The 15,044-nt window shown below is 57.8% G+C and carries 11 protein-coding genes; 3 read left to right on the top strand and 8 right to left on the bottom strand.

The features are described from left to right. Positions 1-13: 13 nt before the first annotated feature. Positions 14-784 carry a Cof-type HAD-IIB family hydrolase gene (locus V3C19_RS03780; RefSeq protein WP_202975640.1) on the bottom strand — a complete coding sequence of 257 codons (771 nt, stop codon included), beginning with the start codon at positions 782-784 and terminating at the stop codon, positions 14-16. Between the two features lie 44 nt (positions 785-828). Continuing rightward, a complete protein-coding gene (locus V3C19_RS03775; RefSeq protein WP_161981189.1) occupies positions 829-1,365 on the bottom strand; it encodes a hypothetical protein in 537 nt (178 codons plus the stop codon). 28 nt (positions 1,366-1,393) lie between these two features. Here V3C19_RS03775 and V3C19_RS03770 point away from each other — a divergent pair, with 28 nt between their 5' ends. Beyond that, on the top strand, positions 1,394-2,746 hold the full coding sequence (locus tag V3C19_RS03770; protein ID WP_161981190.1) for an ankyrin repeat domain-containing protein: 1,353 nt from the start codon (positions 1,394-1,396) through the stop codon (positions 2,744-2,746). 185 nt (positions 2,747-2,931) lie between these two features. On the opposite strand, the gene V3C19_RS03765 is transcribed toward V3C19_RS03770, so the two are convergent. Both V3C19_RS03765 and V3C19_RS03760 read right to left on the bottom strand, forming a co-directional pair. Then, a complete protein-coding gene (locus V3C19_RS03765; protein WP_295873939.1) occupies positions 2,932-4,719 on the bottom strand; it encodes a sialidase family protein in 1,788 nt (595 codons plus the stop codon). Between the two features lie 104 nt (positions 4,720-4,823). Further along, complete coding sequence (locus tag V3C19_RS03760; protein WP_295933810.1) at positions 4,824-5,609, bottom strand: GDSL-type esterase/lipase family protein; 786 nt, start codon at positions 5,607-5,609, stop codon at positions 4,824-4,826. Positions 5,610-6,013: 404 nt separating this feature from the next. Here V3C19_RS03760 and pflB point away from each other — a divergent pair, with 404 nt between their 5' ends. Together pflB and pflA are read left to right on the top strand one after the other, a co-directional pair. Continuing rightward, a complete protein-coding gene (gene pflB, locus V3C19_RS03755) occupies positions 6,014-8,281 on the top strand; it encodes a formate C-acetyltransferase (protein WP_130082943.1) in 2,268 nt (755 codons plus the stop codon). A gap of 16 nt (positions 8,282-8,297) precedes the next feature. Further along, a complete protein-coding gene (gene pflA / locus V3C19_RS03750) occupies positions 8,298-9,077 on the top strand; it encodes a pyruvate formate-lyase-activating protein (RefSeq protein ID WP_295873945.1) in 780 nt (259 codons plus the stop codon). 248 nt (positions 9,078-9,325) lie between these two features. On the opposite strand, the gene V3C19_RS03745 is transcribed toward pflA, so the two are convergent. The 4 genes from V3C19_RS03745 to V3C19_RS03730 form a co-directional block, all read right to left on the bottom strand. Continuing rightward, positions 9,326-9,994: a hypothetical protein gene (locus tag V3C19_RS03745; RefSeq protein ID WP_295933807.1), complete on the bottom strand. Its 669-nt coding sequence runs from the start codon at positions 9,992-9,994 to the stop codon at positions 9,326-9,328. 42 nt (positions 9,995-10,036) lie between these two features. Beyond that, a complete protein-coding gene (locus V3C19_RS03740) occupies positions 10,037-12,022 on the bottom strand; it encodes a prolipoprotein diacylglyceryl transferase family protein (RefSeq protein ID WP_330937154.1) in 1,986 nt (661 codons plus the stop codon). Continuing rightward, positions 12,019-12,843, bottom strand: a complete 825-nt coding sequence (locus tag V3C19_RS03735) for a hypothetical protein (RefSeq protein WP_295933802.1) — start codon at positions 12,841-12,843, stop codon at positions 12,019-12,021. Before V3C19_RS03735 ends, V3C19_RS03740 begins: the two co-directional genes overlap by 4 nt. A gap of 74 nt (positions 12,844-12,917) precedes the next feature. Continuing rightward, the gene (locus tag V3C19_RS03730; RefSeq protein ID WP_295933798.1) at positions 12,918-14,843 is read right to left on the bottom strand and encodes a glycosyltransferase family 9 protein; all 1,926 of its coding nucleotides are present in this window, start codon (positions 14,841-14,843) and stop codon (positions 12,918-12,920) included. Positions 14,844-15,044 lie beyond the last annotated feature (201 nt).

The raw sequence follows: 15,044 nt of genomic DNA, 5'->3' as shown, positions 1-15,044 counted from the left end.
CGGCCCCACTCTCCTAATTCCGGCCAGCCAGCACCTTCCTGAGCACCTGAATCACTCCGTTGTCCTCATTGGACGGAGCCGTAAACGCAGCTATTTTCCGGATTTCCGGAACGGCATTGGCTACCGCATAGCTGAATCCGGCCTGCCGCATCATCTCGGCGTCATTCATCTGATCGCCGAAGACCATGGTCTCCTCCGCAGAAATCCCCAATCTCCGCTGAATCAGCTCCAGGGCATTTCCCTTGTTGGCTCCCTTCCGGCTGATATCCATCCACCGTTCACCGGAAACGGCCACCTGGAAACGGTCCGCCAAATGCTTCAAATATGGATAGCTGTTATTTACGGCTCCCTTGAAATCGTAAATGGCTATCTTCAACAGCCTGTCGCCTTTGACGGAAAGCAGGTCATCCACCTGTTCGCAGCGCGTGTAGTACCTGCGGGCTTCCCGGACAAACTCGGGAAGAGAATCCTCTATATAGGCGGAATCCCGGCCCGCCAGCACGATGCAGGCCCCTTCAACATCCCGTATCTGCACAATCAGCCGCGCTGCGGTTTTCCTGTCCATGTCCTCCACCAGCCATTCATTCCGGCCGTCAGCCACATAAGCCCCGTTTTCCGCGATGAACAGCATCCTGTCCGCCACAGGAGAAAAAGTTTTCCTCAACCCGTCATATTGCCGTCCGCTGGCAGCCGCAAAACGGATTCCGTGCCTTTGCAGTTGTTCAAAGACAATGAAAAAGTCAGGGTCCAGTTCTCCCCGTCCGTTGAGCAGAGTACCATCCATGTCGGATGCAATGAGTCTGACGGAATCCATAGCTGCAACCATCATCAGGCGCCTCTTCCTTCAAGGCAAGCGTGTGCTGCGCCAGTCCAGAGGCAGAAAACCGGAAAAACCTCAAAGGTCTGCTCTAAAAACCATTCGCCAACCGCATGCTCTCCCTTAATGCGCCTTTCACATTGAAAAATCCGCTGCAAAGCCGGATGCGGGAACCCTGGATATTCTCTCTTGCCAGAAACGTTGAAAAACCGATTTTTTAATTTTTTATCCACATGCTCAATGGATAAGACGGCATGCCGGATTAGAAATCCGAAATAATCGAAAATATTTGAACTTGAAATAAATGTAAACAATGGACCTGATGAATGCGGCGGAATGAAAGCAAAAAACAGCATGACACAATCTTTCCATCTGCATCCGGGAAAGCTTGTATTTCCTTGCATTCGTCCTTTTCCTGCAAGGTTTCTCATTCTTTTCGGATTTCTAATCCGCAACCCATTCTTCGGGATTTTTTCTCTCTGCCCGGAGGCAGATGAAAACCGTTCTATTTTTTCATTGCTCCCGGTTCCAGATTGCTGCATCATCATGCCTTGCAGTTCCCTGCTTATGATACACATGACATTTGGAAAAAAGGCTCTCTGGTTTCTTGGTGCTCTGAGTGTTTTTGCGGCCCTCGTCGCCGGATCATCCATTTTTTGGTTCCTGCGGGATGAACCATCCCCCCGCGAATGGAAATTCAGTCCCCTGTGGTCGGAAACGGAAAAAGAACAAATCCTGATGGTGGCGGACTATATGGAGCGCCACGGTCCGGAACGTTTCCTGCTCCGGTCCCTGTCCCCCAATTCCCGTCATATTGACTGGCACCTGTTTTCCGAATTTTCCATGAGCCAGTACATGAAGGATGAAATCCGTGAACGGCTCCAGATGATACGGAAAACCGCGGAAAGCGGAGATGGCCGCTGCCGCTCTTCCCATCAAGAATCCCTGCTGCACCTGGCTGCCGGTCTGGGGCATGTCCAGCTTCTGAACCGCCTGCTTCAGATGAACGCAGACCCGAACCTCCAGATCATCATGTCTCCGCAGAAGGCACAGCTCCTGAACGGTTCGGAACTGGGAGACACACCCATGACATACGCCTGCTATCCGGGCCTGGGTGACGACTCTCCCCTTCCCGTAAGCAACAGGCTGACGTGCCTTTCCCTGCTGATCCGGAACGGAGCCAGCGTGGACAAAATCGGCCCCGCAGGATGGCCGCCCCTCGTCATGTCCTGCGTAGCAGGCATCGGGGGAGCCCCTTATGAGGAAACGGCGCTTCTCCTGCTCAAGCATGGAGCGGATATTTCCATTTGCCCGGAACTCAGGGGGAAAAAAACCAGCCTGCTTTCCTGGGCGGTCGCGGCCGGTTACCCAAATGTTGTCCGCAAGCTCTGTGAAGCGGGGTACGATCCCAATTTCCGCGGAGAAATGAGCCCTCCCCTTCTCTGCCTGAACCTGCATACTCCGGACACCGCTCTCCGGATAACCCAAATACTGATTCAATACGGAGCGGACGTCAATGCCGCCATGCCCGCGGGCACGGCGCCGCCAGATTCCGCAGGAGACACAGCCCTCCTGAACCTGTGCCGCCAGCTGAGTGTCATTGATGAAAAACTGCTCCCCCAAATGCGGGATCTGGTCAATCTGCTGATTAACGAAGGAGCAGACGTCAACCACCAGAACTCCGTCGGGGAAACTCCCCTGATGCTTTGTTGCCGCGACATGCTGCTGGGCGACGGAAGCCTGGACATCGTGAAACTGGGAATAGCAAGGCTCCTGCTGGACCGGAACGCCAAGGCGTCCCTGCGCGACAGATATGGCCGCACCGCCCTCCAGCAAATAGGCAGTCAGGAAAACGAACACATCCACACGGTGCTGAAAAGCCTGCCGGAGCTGAGCGCTTCCCCTTCTATCCGCCAGGTCCTCCATTGAAAACCTTTCCATTCAACTTGGAAAGGGCTCTTCCCCTGCCTTCGCCGTTCTACGGAAAATTTCTGGACGCAGCCGGATCATTTCCAAAGCGCCGCGGAAAAGCCATTCTCCCGCATCTTTGACAGTCTCCAAATTCTGTGGAACGGCCAGCCCCGGAGGAATCCCCTCAACGGCTTCCCGGCGGATCACTTCACACGGGCGCTTACCGTATCCAGGAGCACCCCGGAATCAGGCTTGGAACCCGTACTGATGAAATGGATGTAGCTGGCTCCGTTGGGAGACTGGTTGGCCATCTTCAGCGTTCCCGCCTTGGCGCCATCCATAGAGACGGTGGCCTGGCTTCCCTGAAACAGGATGGAAACCTCATGCCATGCTCCCGGCGTGACGGGCACCTTTTTCATGCCCAGCAACAGATGGGGGGCGGGTTTCAGCTTGATAGGGAACGTAAACAGGGCATAATCCTTCGTCGTGGTGTCGCAGGCGTTGAACAAACGGTCCGTCAGGGACACCTGAAGGCCGGAATCCTGCGCCTGCTCCCCGTCCGCCACACGGAAGCGGAACTTGACCAGTCCCGTGGTTCCGTTCGGGAAATTCCAGGTAGCGCCCCCGTTCTGATAATCCACATTGGACTTTTCATTCACCAGTTCCGGATCATTCAAACGCTTGATTTGAAGAACCTTTTTGGAACCGCCCGCGGGGTCCGGCACCAATTCGGCGGATGGCTTGCGGTTGTAGCTGCAATGCCCCTTCTTCTGCGGGATATAAGTATGAATGGTCCATTGGGAATCCAGATCCCTGCCCGTCTGGGAGGAACGCGTTTTGGCGGCCACCCAGCGGCGGTCCACGATCATCAGGCGGCGATGATTCTTGTGCTGGCCCAGGGAAACCAGAATGCGGTTCTTATCCAGCTGCACCATTTCGCTCTGGTGCTTTCCTCGGTCTTCCGGACCGTCAAGAGTGGCGTATCCCGGATGATTGCGATGCTCGTCCAAAATAATTTCCCGGAACCCGTACCAGGTCTTTCCTTCATCGCCGGACATGGCGATGTGGTGGGAATCACGGTTGGTGAATACATCCTCCCATGTGCCGTTGCCTGCCGTGGCGTTTTCAGGCAGGGCCATCGTGTTGGTCCACAGGGAAACGATGGTGCCGTCATCCAGGCGTCCCAGCGTATTCATAGTCAGGGTGCCGAAAAAGCGGGACGGTTCGGGCTTGCTCCATGTTTCCCCATGGTCCTTTGAAAAAGCCTGCCACGCCTGGTCCTGGGAAGTGCGTGCAAGCGCCCACAGGGTGCCGTCCTTCATTTCCAGCACCGTGGCTTCTACGGCATTGTTGAACCATCTGACGCCCTGGTGGGGCGGCTTGGCCTCATGCCTGGGGGAGGTAACGCCATTCTTGGACACGCGCCAGGTCAGGCCGCCGTCGTCGGAAATATGGAACTTGGTGCCCCCGCCCATGTTATGGAACGGCACAATCACCCTCTTTCCCTTGTTGACAAAGGTGGGCGTGCGCATGATGCCGCCCAGTTTTTTCAGATTTTTCTGCTTCTCCGGGTTCTTCCAGTCCTCCTCCAGCTTGCCGTCGTTCGTGACGGCAAACCACTTGCCGTCCAGGCCTCCCTTGGAAAGGAAGATAAATCCTCCGATGGGCTGCACGCGGATGAATTCCTTGGTGAGGGGGTTGCGTGCAATCGCCGGGGATTCCTTGGGAATGCCTCCGTAGTTGGGCGGGTAGCCGGAGGGGGCCGTCTTCATTTCCCATGTTTTCCCGTTATCTTTGCTGACCAAGTAATCCGGCTCCTTGCGGGTGCCGGAATAATGGCGGATTTCACGGGAATTCACGCGGATGAGGCCGCGCCCGGCATCGGACGGCGGCGTAGCTACAACTTCAGGCTCCGGAGCCGGAGCGGCGGTCTGCTGGGCATAACAGCAGCAGACAGAGCCGGCAAGCAAGGCAAACAACAGGTTTTTCATAAATCGGATATTCAGACTAAAAATAGTATATTCTTATGGAACAAGCCTGTCCTTCAAGCCCAAATTGATCCTTATTAAAAAAGACCACTGGAAAAAGACCGCTGTCAGGCCTGCTTCCCGGCGGGTTTTCCGCCGCGGAACCTCGCATCCATTTTTTTCAGCAGGGCGGCCAGTTCCTTTTCCAGCACCTCGTACCCCCTGGAATTGGGATGCACCACATCTTTCATGAATTCATTCTTTGGAGAAACGCCGTCCGCGGAAAGGAGTGCCTTCCCCGGATCGGCAAAAAAGATGTTTTTTCCATTCTGCAGCTTCGCCAGCAGTTTGTTCGTCTCCTTCACCGGGCCGGCCAGGTTTTTCTCTTTCCTGGGCAGAACGCCCAGCAGCAGGATTTTGGAGGAGGGGCATTTCTGGCGCACCAGGCGCAGGAACGCCTCGATATTATCCGCACATGCCTGCGGCGTATCTTTCCGGTGGCCCAGGTTGTTGGTTCCCAGCAGCACGATGATGACCCGCGGGGAGATGCCATCCAGTTCCCCGTTCTGCACGCGGTAATAGGCATTGTCCACATAATCAAAACCAAAGCCCATGTTGGTCACCGCATGGGATCCGAACAGTTGCTCCCAGGACGCCTCGCCCGCCTTCCTGCTGTCCCCGGAGGGCTCCCCGCCCCAATGATGGGTGATGCTGTCCCCTATCATCACGTATTCCGGCTTGACGGACTGGTTCCGCTTCCTGACCGCTTCATGACGGGCATTCCAGTCATACGGATCCCGCTGGTGGGGTTCCGGCTTCAGGGTGGAAGGCAGTGCGCGCTCCGGAGCGGAAGATGCGGGGAATGCCAGAAAGGCGCCCAGCAGCACGGTAAACGTATACATCAGGAAATTCATGACGGAACGGGGGAATTGAAACCAGTGTAAGGAAATCCTCCCGCGCATCAAGACCACATGCGACGGTGCCCTTTCCCGGATGGAAAAGACCACTGCTTGGACGGATGGTCCTGCCGCGGGATACCGGGACCCTCACCGTTCCATTCCCATTTTACCGGACCACGGAACCTCCCTTGTACCTGCCGTCCATTTTTTCAGAAGCAAACTCAGTTCCTTTCCCAGCACATCTTTCCTTCCTGGGCAACATCCCAGCAGCCGGATGCCTGAAACAGGCCGGGCCCGGAAGAATTGGCCTTGTTGCCCCTGCAAATTCCGGGTATAATCAAGCGGCGCGGAGTTTCGCCGTTTCCGGCCTTTCGGAGGCCGGGGCCGTTCTCTCCGTTTTTCCACACCATATCCTATTTATGATCAGCATGGCAAAAGACTTGAAGGCATCCCCCGCCCTCCCGCAGGAATGGCAGGGATTCAAGCCCGGAGCATGGACGGAGTCCATCGACGTACGGGATTTCATCCAGAACAATTACACGCCTTATTCCGGCAATGAAGATTTTCTTTCCGGACCATCCCGGCGCACGCTTCAGCTCTGGGAGGAACTGAAAGTCCTGCTGAAACGGGAAACGGACAACGGCGGCGTGCTGGACGCGGACGAGGAAGTGGTTTCCTCCATCGTCTCCCACAAGCCAGGCTACATTGACAAGGAGCTGGAGGTGGTCGTGGGCCTCCAGACGGACGCGCCCCTGAAACGCGCCCTGATGCCCTTCGGCGGCCTGCGCATGGCCCAGCAGGCCCTGGAAGCCTACGGGTTCAAGATGTGCGAAAAGACCGCGGACATTTTCAACAAGATACGCAAGACGCATAACGAGGGCGTCTTTGACGCCTACACGTCAGACATTCGCGCCGCCCGTTCCGCCGGCATCATCACCGGGCTTCCGGACGCCTACGGCCGCGGGCGCATCATCGGGGACTACCGCCGCGTGGCCCTGTACGGCACGGACAAACTGGCCGCCGAACGCCGCAAGGACCTGAAAAGTTATGAAAACAGGCCCCTCACGGACGAGGTTATCCGCCTGCGCGAGGAAATGAGCGAACAAATCCGCGCCCTGGAGGAACTCGCCCGAATGGGCGCCTCCTACGGCTGCGACCTTGCCCGCCCCGCCGCAAATGCCCGTGAAGCCGTCCAGTGGACCTACCTGGGCTACCTGGCCGCCGTGAAGGAACAGAACGGAGCCGCCATGTCCCTGGGCCGCGTCTCCACCTTCTTTGACATCTACTTCACCCGGGATCTGGAACAGGGCCTCCTTACGGAGGAGGAAGCGCAGGAAATCATGGACCAGTTCGTGATGAAGCTGCGCATCGTCCGCTTCATCCGCACGCCCGACTACAACAACCTTTTTTCCGGAGACCCCACCTGGGTGACGGAATCCATCGGCGGCATGGGGGAAGACGGCCGCACCCTGGTCACCCGCAGCTCCTTCCGCATGCTCCAGACGCTGTACAACCTGGGTCCGGCTCCGGAACCGAACCTGACCGTACTATGGGCCGGGAACCTGCCGGAAGCCTTTAAGAGCTTCTGCGCCAGGGTCTCCATTGAGACGTCTTCCGTCCAATATGAAAACGACGACCTGATGCGCACGCACTGGGGTGACGACTACGGCATTGCATGCTGCGTATCCGCCATGCGCATCGGCAAGCAGATGCAGTTCTTCGGCGCGCGCGCCAACCTCGCCAAGTGCCTGCTCTATGCCCTGAACGGCGGCATGGATGAACTCAAGGGCAAGCAGGTAGCCCCGCCCTCCCCGCGCTATACGGAGGAAATTCTGAAGTATGATGAAGTGATGGCCCTGTACGACAAGATGCAGGACTGGCTTGCCAAGACCTACATTGACGCCCTGAACATCATTCACTACATGCACGACAAGTACTGCTATGAACGCATTGAAATGGCGCTGCATGATCCGGAAATCCTGCGTACGATGGCTACGGGCATCGCCGGGCTCTCCGTGGCCGCGGACTCCCTGTCCGCCATCAAGTACGCCACGGTGAAGGCCATCCGCAATGAAGACGGCCTCATTGTGGATTTCAGGACGGAAGGGGAATTCCCGTGCTACGGTAACAATGACCCGCGCGTGGACGAGATTGCCTGCGGCCTGGTCACCGGGTTCATGGAAAAGCTGCGCAAGCTCCACACCTACCGCGGCTCCCTCCCCACCCAGTCCATCCTGACCATTACCTCCAACGTGGTTTACGGCAAGAAGACGGGCAATACGCCGGACGGCCGCCGCGCCGGGGAACCCTTCGCGCCCGGGGCCAACCCGATGCACGGCAGGGACAGAAACGGAGCCGTGGCCTCCATGCTTTCCGTCGCCAAACTGTCCTATGACGACTCCCTGGACGGCATTTCCTACACCTTCTCCATCGTGCCGCAGGCCCTGGGCAAGGAAGAAGGGGAACGCCGCGCCAAACTCGTCTCCCTGCTGAACGCCTATTTTGCCGCCACCGGGCACCACATCAACGTGAACGTGCTGGAACGGGAAACCCTGCTGGACGCCATGGATCACCCGGAAAAATACCCGCAGCTGACCATCCGCGTTTCCGGCTATGCCGTGAACTTCATCAAGCTCACCCGCGAACAGCAGGAGGAGGTTCTCAACCGAACCTTCCACACCCGTTAACCCAGCCAGGAAGCGGATGCCTCAGCCCTTTCCCCAGAACCCGGTCCCGGGTGGTGAATCCGCCGCCGCTGGTCTGGTCCATTCCGTGGAATCCTGCGGCACGGTGGACGGCCCCGGCATCCGCTTCGTCCTCTTCCTGTCCGGGTGCAGCCTGCGCTGCCGCTATTGCCACAACCCGGACGCCTCCTGCGTGCGCCGGGGCCGGAACAGAAGCGCGGCGGACGTTCTGGAAGAAATAGCCCGTTACCGGGATTTCCTGCTGGCGGCGGGCGGAGGCGTCACCCTATCCGGAGGCGATCCCCTTTTTCAACCGGACTTTTCCAAAGCCGTGCTGAAGGGATGCAAAGGCCTGGGCCTGCACACCTGCCTGGACACCTCCGGCCACCTGGGACGGAATGCGGATGAAGACATGCTGGCGGACACGGACCTGGTCCTGCTGGACATCAAGGCATGGAACCCGGAACAGTACAAGGCCCTGACAGGAGGGGAACTGCGCCCTACCCTGCAATTTGCGGAACGCCTGGCCGCCCTCCGCAAACCCGTCTGGCTCCGGTACGTGCTGGTTCCCGGCCTCACGGACAACATGGAAGACATCGCGGAGCTCTCCCGCCATGCGGCGCGCCTGGGCAACGTGGAACGCGTGGACGTGCTCCCCTTCCACCAGATGGGACGCTTCAAGTGGGATGAACTGAATCTGGAGTACACCTTGAAGGACGTTCCGGAACCGTCCGCGGAACTGACGGAACAGGCCCGCCATGTTTTCCGCCGGGAAGGGTTCCCGGACTGCGTGCATTAAAATCATTTCTGTGTAAAATCACGGCGGCACGGCATCAATCCGTGCGGAAAGACGATCTTCCCCGAACGTTTTACTTCCTCCAGATGCGTATCCGCATCATCTGCCGCAAACACATCGCAACGCAAGGCCGCCGTATAACGGGAACCATACGCTTTCATCTCCTCCAAAAGCGTTCTGTCCCCATCATTCTCCCACCCCGGACAGGAAAGGAGCGCCATGCACTGTTCACAAAAATCCACATAATGGAATCACAATCTTGCGTCAATTACTACAAACAGTTCAACCAGTGGATCTTCCGGAGAAAGGGAGGAAAACATTTCCTCGCACTTGCGCGCCACACACACCATTTCCTTTTCATGATTCCTGACCCATTCCCAATGCTTCTTCAAGCCTTCCACGGAAGCCCTTCCGCATATTCCAGCCATGCGACGCAAAAAAAACTCCATTCTTGAAATCCTGATGGAGACCTGTCCACTGAATGCCAGCCATTCCTCCTGCTCACGGTTTAACGGCAACCCGGAAAAATCATCCAGAAGGGAACTGTAAGGCTTCCTCATTGCCGTAAGTTCAAGAAGGAAGGCATCCTTAATGTCCGGACGCCCACCATCTTCATCATGGAGATAAACGCGGTCCATCACCTCGTTCCTGGCCTGATCATCAAACAGCCCCTTTAATTCAGGGCGCCTTTTCAGAAAAAAATCCCGTTGTTCCCCCTCCAGCTCCAGTACATTGAATTCAAATAAAAGATCGTTGACCCGCTTCAACAGGAAATGATATTCCACAAGCATCCCGGGTGCGGCAGGATATCCGGCATCCAGAATATCCAGCATCAGCTTGTTCAGGCGGTTGGAAGACAGCATCAAATCACGGTAGCATGCCGCCGCTGTTTCCGCGTCAGGAATGGAAAAGAAAACCATCTTATTACTCAAGGAGGAAGTTTTTCTTCATCTCTCCCCCCCTCACGAAGTAAGCCGCGCAAACCTCTTGTTGGAGTCGGGAAAATCCGTACTCATGCAGAACGCATAAAGAAATCCCAGCAATACTCCCGGAAGCAGGGAGGAAACTTGCCATTCCGGTGCCGGAACGGGAATCATGGAAGAGGGAATGTTCCAGAAAACAAAGGCCAGTACCGCGAATCCGATAGAGAGCCACTGATAGTCGGAAAGCCCCGCATGGCGAAGGGTCTGAGGCTCTCCGCGGTAAGCTTCTTCCACGAACCGGGAAAGCCCGGAGAGCATGAAATAAAGCCCAATCAGCAGCCCGGCAGGCATCCCGCCATACCACAGGCGCACCAGAATCCAGCCGGAAAGCAGATTAAAGCCGATGGAATACAGCGGTGTGGGATGAAGCGGAATTCCCCTCCATTCCGTCAATCTGCATACGCGTGAGGCCGGATTTTCATGGACAATGCCCCATGGGGCGTGTTCAGGAGAGACGGGATGTCCGTGGCAGCATCCCTGGACAAGGCAGCGCAGCCGCCCGATGGCCTGGACCCACGGGGAGGACACGGCCATGGCTCCGAACAGGACCCAGCCGTTGAAGGGCACCCCTGGAGACATGAGGGGCTGCAAAACGGCGGCGAGAGCTACTCCAGCCAATCCCCCGAGAACAGAGCCGTAATAACCAAAAGGCCTCAACAGCCTGGAAGACCCTTCGACGATTTGTGCCCACAGCCCGGCTCCGGCCAGAGAGCACAGCGCCACGACAGCAACGGCACCTCCGTAGGCTTCTCCGGCCAGGGCTGTAGAAAGAACATACCCGAAAAAGGCGGCAAGAAATACGTATACGGCATGATTGATGATGCGGTAGGGGCCAAACCTCCAGCTGGTCCAGGAATTGGCAAGGCGTTCGGCAAGCTTCAGCAAAAAAGCGGCCGTGCGGCGATATCCGGCAACCAGAAGAAAGACCCCCAGGGCGCCGAGAACATCCAGCCAGCCGTGCATCCCCGTGGCAACGCAACTCCAGGCCAGGGCGGCGGCCCAGAAAAAGGCGGCAATTCCGGCCGGTCGTGAAACGTCACGCCACAGGAAGAAGGCGGTAATCAAGGCCCACAGCACGTGAAAGGAAGGAAAAGCCACGCAACAGTCAGGCAATTCCCGGCGGTCCAGCAGCAGGGCATGCCCGGCCAGCGTCTCCGGCTGGAACTCCTTAAGGGGGCAGGAAAAAGGGATCATCAGGAACAAAAACAGCCCCAGGCCAAAACAGCCGTACACCATCACCTCCATGCGCCTCAGCCTCCGGCAGGTATTGGAAAAAAACAGAAGGACAAGAGGAACGATGATGTAAATGCTCTGGTAAACCCAGACGGCGCTTTCTGAAACCACGTTCCCGGATTCTCCGAACACGCGGCAATCCGGAGCGCCTTCCGTCACGCGCGTCAAGGCTCCGCCATAATACGCGGCAGCCCAGAACGCCCCTATCAAGACAAGGCCCGTACACCTTCTGTGCCATCCAGCCGGCTCATCCGTATTCGGCGGCAGTCCCGCCAGCGTAGGCGGAGCGGATGTTCCAAAGCGGCGGATCAAATCCAGCCGCTCATAGCCCCAGACAATGGCGAGGCACCCCATGACGGCCAGCGGAGTCATCACATACAGCCCGGCGGCCGATCCCGTCCACAGAGAGATGCCCGCACAGGCCAGGCAGAATCCCACGTAAATCGGATGGGGAACTAATCCGTAAAATCCGGAGGAGACGAACCGGGGGGGAGGAAAGGCATTCATGGGAAGACCGCCTCCCTGTTTTTTCAGGGCCATCATGGAACCTCCCATCAGAATGGCCCCGGCCAAAACTGCGGTCATGCCCGCCGCCGTGGAATGGATGGGCTCCAGCTTCATGAACGGCTCCCACGCCCGTGCACCGCTCCAAAGCAGGCAGGGAATGAAAACGCAGAAGACGAATGCGTAGAAGCACCGCCCGGACAGCAGCTTTTTAAAAAATTGGATCATACGCATGGGGGATGAAAATGGACAACTTCGTGAATGGAAAATCCGGGGCAGGCAGCGCCCCCGTGGAGGAACAGGGCACCCCCCGCCCATTTGGTTTCTCGAAGGTGGAGAATGGACTGTGGCACCAGCCGTTTGGCCGCTCCGGGGAAATAGCGCAGGGCCGTGCGGGAAATATCTCCCGTTCGCAGCACTTTTCCCTGAGAAAACTCAAGGCTGTTTCCGGCAAACGAACCGCCGAATGCAATGCGGGAACCGTCGGCGGCAGCGCGAAGCTCCGGAGCCGGCAGGATCTGCCTGCCGCCCTCAAGCAGAAGAGACAGGGGATGTTCCCCTTCCCATGAAATCCAGGTAAGCGCTTCACCTCCATCGCCGTGAAAACGCCCCCAGTGCAGCACATCCACGGGCAGCTTCCACGGTTCCACGTTCATGGTCAGGCATTCCACATAGCCATTTCCCGTTTCACGCTTTCCATGCAGGGAAAAACAAACCTGCGCACGGGGCACCAGGCATTGCCAAACGACTTTTCTTCCACCCGCCTGCTCATAGAGGACAGCCTCCGGAACCGGAGAACCTCCGCCCGTCCATCTGCCGCGCGCGCCCAGAGCAGGGCAATGCCAGTTCCACCCTCCGTTCACGAACTCCGGCAATCTCCCGCGGAAAAAACTCTGCCTAGCATAAGTTTCCTCTGGTGCATTCACCAGAACGGACGACTGCCTCAACTGCATGTTCGCGAATGCCAGGTCAGAGGCATAACAAAGAATGACTTTCCCGGAGGAAGTCACGCAATCCATATAATACTTGGTGAGGGAAAACCGGCTCATGGTCGGCAGGAGTCAGGCAGAGGGGGGAAAGGCGGAAAACCCTTCACTTCCTTTAGCACGGACATGACTGACGGTCAAGACTTCCCGGAAATTTCGGCCAGAGCGTTCAGCACTTCCTGTACGGAAATGCTGCGGTTGCAGGGGGTGCCGCGGTCGCATTCCCTCAGGAAACACGGGGAACAGCACCGGTGGCTGTACAGGGAGCGGTGGAACTGCCCCAGCGGACGGCACACGTCCGGAAGCCTGGTGGAAAACAGAGTCACCGTCGGAAGGCCGCGGCAGGAGCAGAGAGAGGGAATAACACCGTCCACGGCAATGGCCGCCGCCGCCGCATCCATGACGGGGAACAGGTCTTCCGGCGCCCCGGCCTTCATCTCCACCTGCAGCCGTTCCGCCAGGGCGGAAGCCCGCGCGCGGTCTTCCTCCAGGGCGACCAACACCGGCCTGTCCGGCAGGGAGCGCACCAGCTCCTCCCATTGCTCCTCCCCCCATTCACTGGCAGTCCCCAGCGTGGAAAACGGAGCGACCAGAACGGGGGCGCCCTCCCCGGCATCCGCCTTTTTCGCGGTAAACATGGAAGGGTTCCAGATGTCCAGGCCATGCAAATCCCCCAGCTGCAAATAGGGCCGGACACGGTGGACGGGAGGAGCCGCTTTCAGCACGGGAGCTTTTACCCGGAACTTGTACTTCCGGCATCCGGGATGAGTATCCAGGCCGGAAAACATCATGGGGCCATACGGTGCCAGAGCCTTGAGGGTTTCCATATCCTGGTCCAGCATGACGCCCAGATCCAGGGGGCCTTCATTGTAAAACTCATCCGCGGCCAATGCTTCCCGGAGCTGCTTCAGGGAATCATGCGGCAGGACATGGGCCACTTCCTCAAATGTTTTCCAAACGCCCGCCTGGTCGGACGGGCAGATGACGCTCACCTGCATGTCCGGCCTGGCGCCCTTCAGCGCCCTGATCAATGGAACGGTCAGCAAGGCTTCATCCAGAGCCCTGGGAACGGCCACCAAAATGCGGTACGGCTTCAGTTCCATCTTCTCCAAAAGCCTGAACGTCTTTTCATCCCTGGGAGCAAAACGGTCGATGGACTTCCAGCGGTGGTGCATCCAGAACACGTCCAGAACGGACTTGCCGATCAACTTTTCCAAATGCCTGTTCACCTCCACAGTATCCCCGGCCAGGGAACCGTCGGAACCGGAAAAATCCATCACATTGCCCATATCCGCGATCCAGTGGCCCGGCTTGTCCGTACGCACGGCAATCGCCACCATGTCCGCCCCGGTCCGCTTGCGCAGCAGGGCGGGCAGCGGCGTCGTTCCGGTCACCTTGCCGAAGAAGGGCACATACACCCCTTCCCAGACGAACTGGTCGCTCAGAACGCCCAGCGCGCCCCCTTCCTTGAGCATCTTCATGGGCGCCTTGATGCCGCCCTCCTTGGAAAACATCTGCGTGCCCCGCTCCGTGCGGCGCCTGTACATATATTCCTCCATCAGAGGATTGTCAAACTGGCGGTACATGGAGCCGTAACGCTCAATCTCCGGATAAAACACGCGTATTCTCGCCAGCGCCTCCCAATTTCCGGAATGGGCAATGGCGCACACCTGCCCGCGCCCTTCCAGCACAGGCCGGGCAAAGGCCTCGTGCCCCGTGATTTCCACGCACTTTTTCAACTGGTCATCCGTCAGAATGGCCGTCTTGGCGGAACACAGGAAATTGGCGATCGTCCTCTTGAAATTCTCCTTGCCCAGCTTCTTCAGCTCCCTGCCGCGCAAGGCCGGATTCAGGGCGATGCGCAGATTCCTTTCCACAATCTTCCGGCGCTGTGGCAGCAAATGCCATGCCGCGCCGCCGGCCACGCGCCCCAGGCGGAACAGCGTCTTCATGCCCACAAGCTTCAGCAGCCCCTCCATCAGCAGGAATCCCTTCATCCCCGCATAATGGACAAACGCCTTCCGGGAGGAAGGGGGAGGATCGGATGAAAGAGAGCTCGCCATAAGAAAACCGGAGTGAATGTTATACAAATCCGCGCCGGTCCACAAACCCTTTATTCAATAGCTCCGGGCTTCATCACGACTTTCCGGCGCGCCGTTACGAAAAAACGGCTCTTTTTCCGCCATTTCCTGCTTCCTGACACCTGGTTCCCGGAGAGGAAAAGGCAGCCCATTCCTCCGCTGAAGAAGACTCCTTTTTCCCGG

Origin of the sequence: Akkermansia sp. AE01SA01 (assembly GCF_036417395.1) — a bacterium.
Lineage (GTDB): Bacteria > Verrucomicrobiota > Verrucomicrobiia > Verrucomicrobiales > Akkermansiaceae > Akkermansia.
This window is presented reverse-complemented; position numbering and strand designations above follow the sequence as displayed.

What these genes read in the sequence shown, in the direction of transcription:
- V3C19_RS03780 (WP_202975640.1), bottom strand. Translation starts at nt 784, where the DNA reads ATGGATGGTACTCTGCTCAACGGACGGGGAGAACTGGACCCTGACTTT.
- V3C19_RS03775 (WP_161981189.1), bottom strand. Translation starts at nt 1,365, where the DNA reads ATGATGATGCAGCAATCTGGAACCGGGAGCAATGAAAAAATAGAACGG.
- V3C19_RS03770 (WP_161981190.1), top strand. Translation starts at nt 1,394, where the DNA reads ATGACATTTGGAAAAAAGGCTCTCTGGTTTCTTGGTGCTCTGAGTGTT.
- V3C19_RS03765 (WP_295873939.1), bottom strand. Translation starts at nt 4,719, where the DNA reads ATGAAAAACCTGTTGTTTGCCTTGCTTGCCGGCTCTGTCTGCTGCTGT.
- V3C19_RS03760 (WP_295933810.1), bottom strand. Translation starts at nt 5,609, where the DNA reads ATGAATTTCCTGATGTATACGTTTACCGTGCTGCTGGGCGCCTTTCTG.
- pflB (WP_130082943.1), top strand. Translation starts at nt 6,014, where the DNA reads ATGATCAGCATGGCAAAAGACTTGAAGGCATCCCCCGCCCTCCCGCAG.
- pflA (WP_295873945.1), top strand. Translation starts at nt 8,298, where the DNA reads ATGCCTCAGCCCTTTCCCCAGAACCCGGTCCCGGGTGGTGAATCCGCC.
- V3C19_RS03745 (WP_295933807.1), bottom strand. Translation starts at nt 9,994, where the DNA reads ATGGTTTTCTTTTCCATTCCTGACGCGGAAACAGCGGCGGCATGCTAC.
- V3C19_RS03740 (WP_330937154.1), bottom strand. Translation starts at nt 12,022, where the DNA reads ATGATCCAATTTTTTAAAAAGCTGCTGTCCGGGCGGTGCTTCTACGCA.
- V3C19_RS03735 (WP_295933802.1), bottom strand. Translation starts at nt 12,843, where the DNA reads ATGAGCCGGTTTTCCCTCACCAAGTATTATATGGATTGCGTGACTTCC.
- V3C19_RS03730 (WP_295933798.1), bottom strand. Translation starts at nt 14,843, where the DNA reads ATGGCGAGCTCTCTTTCATCCGATCCTCCCCCTTCCTCCCGGAAGGCG.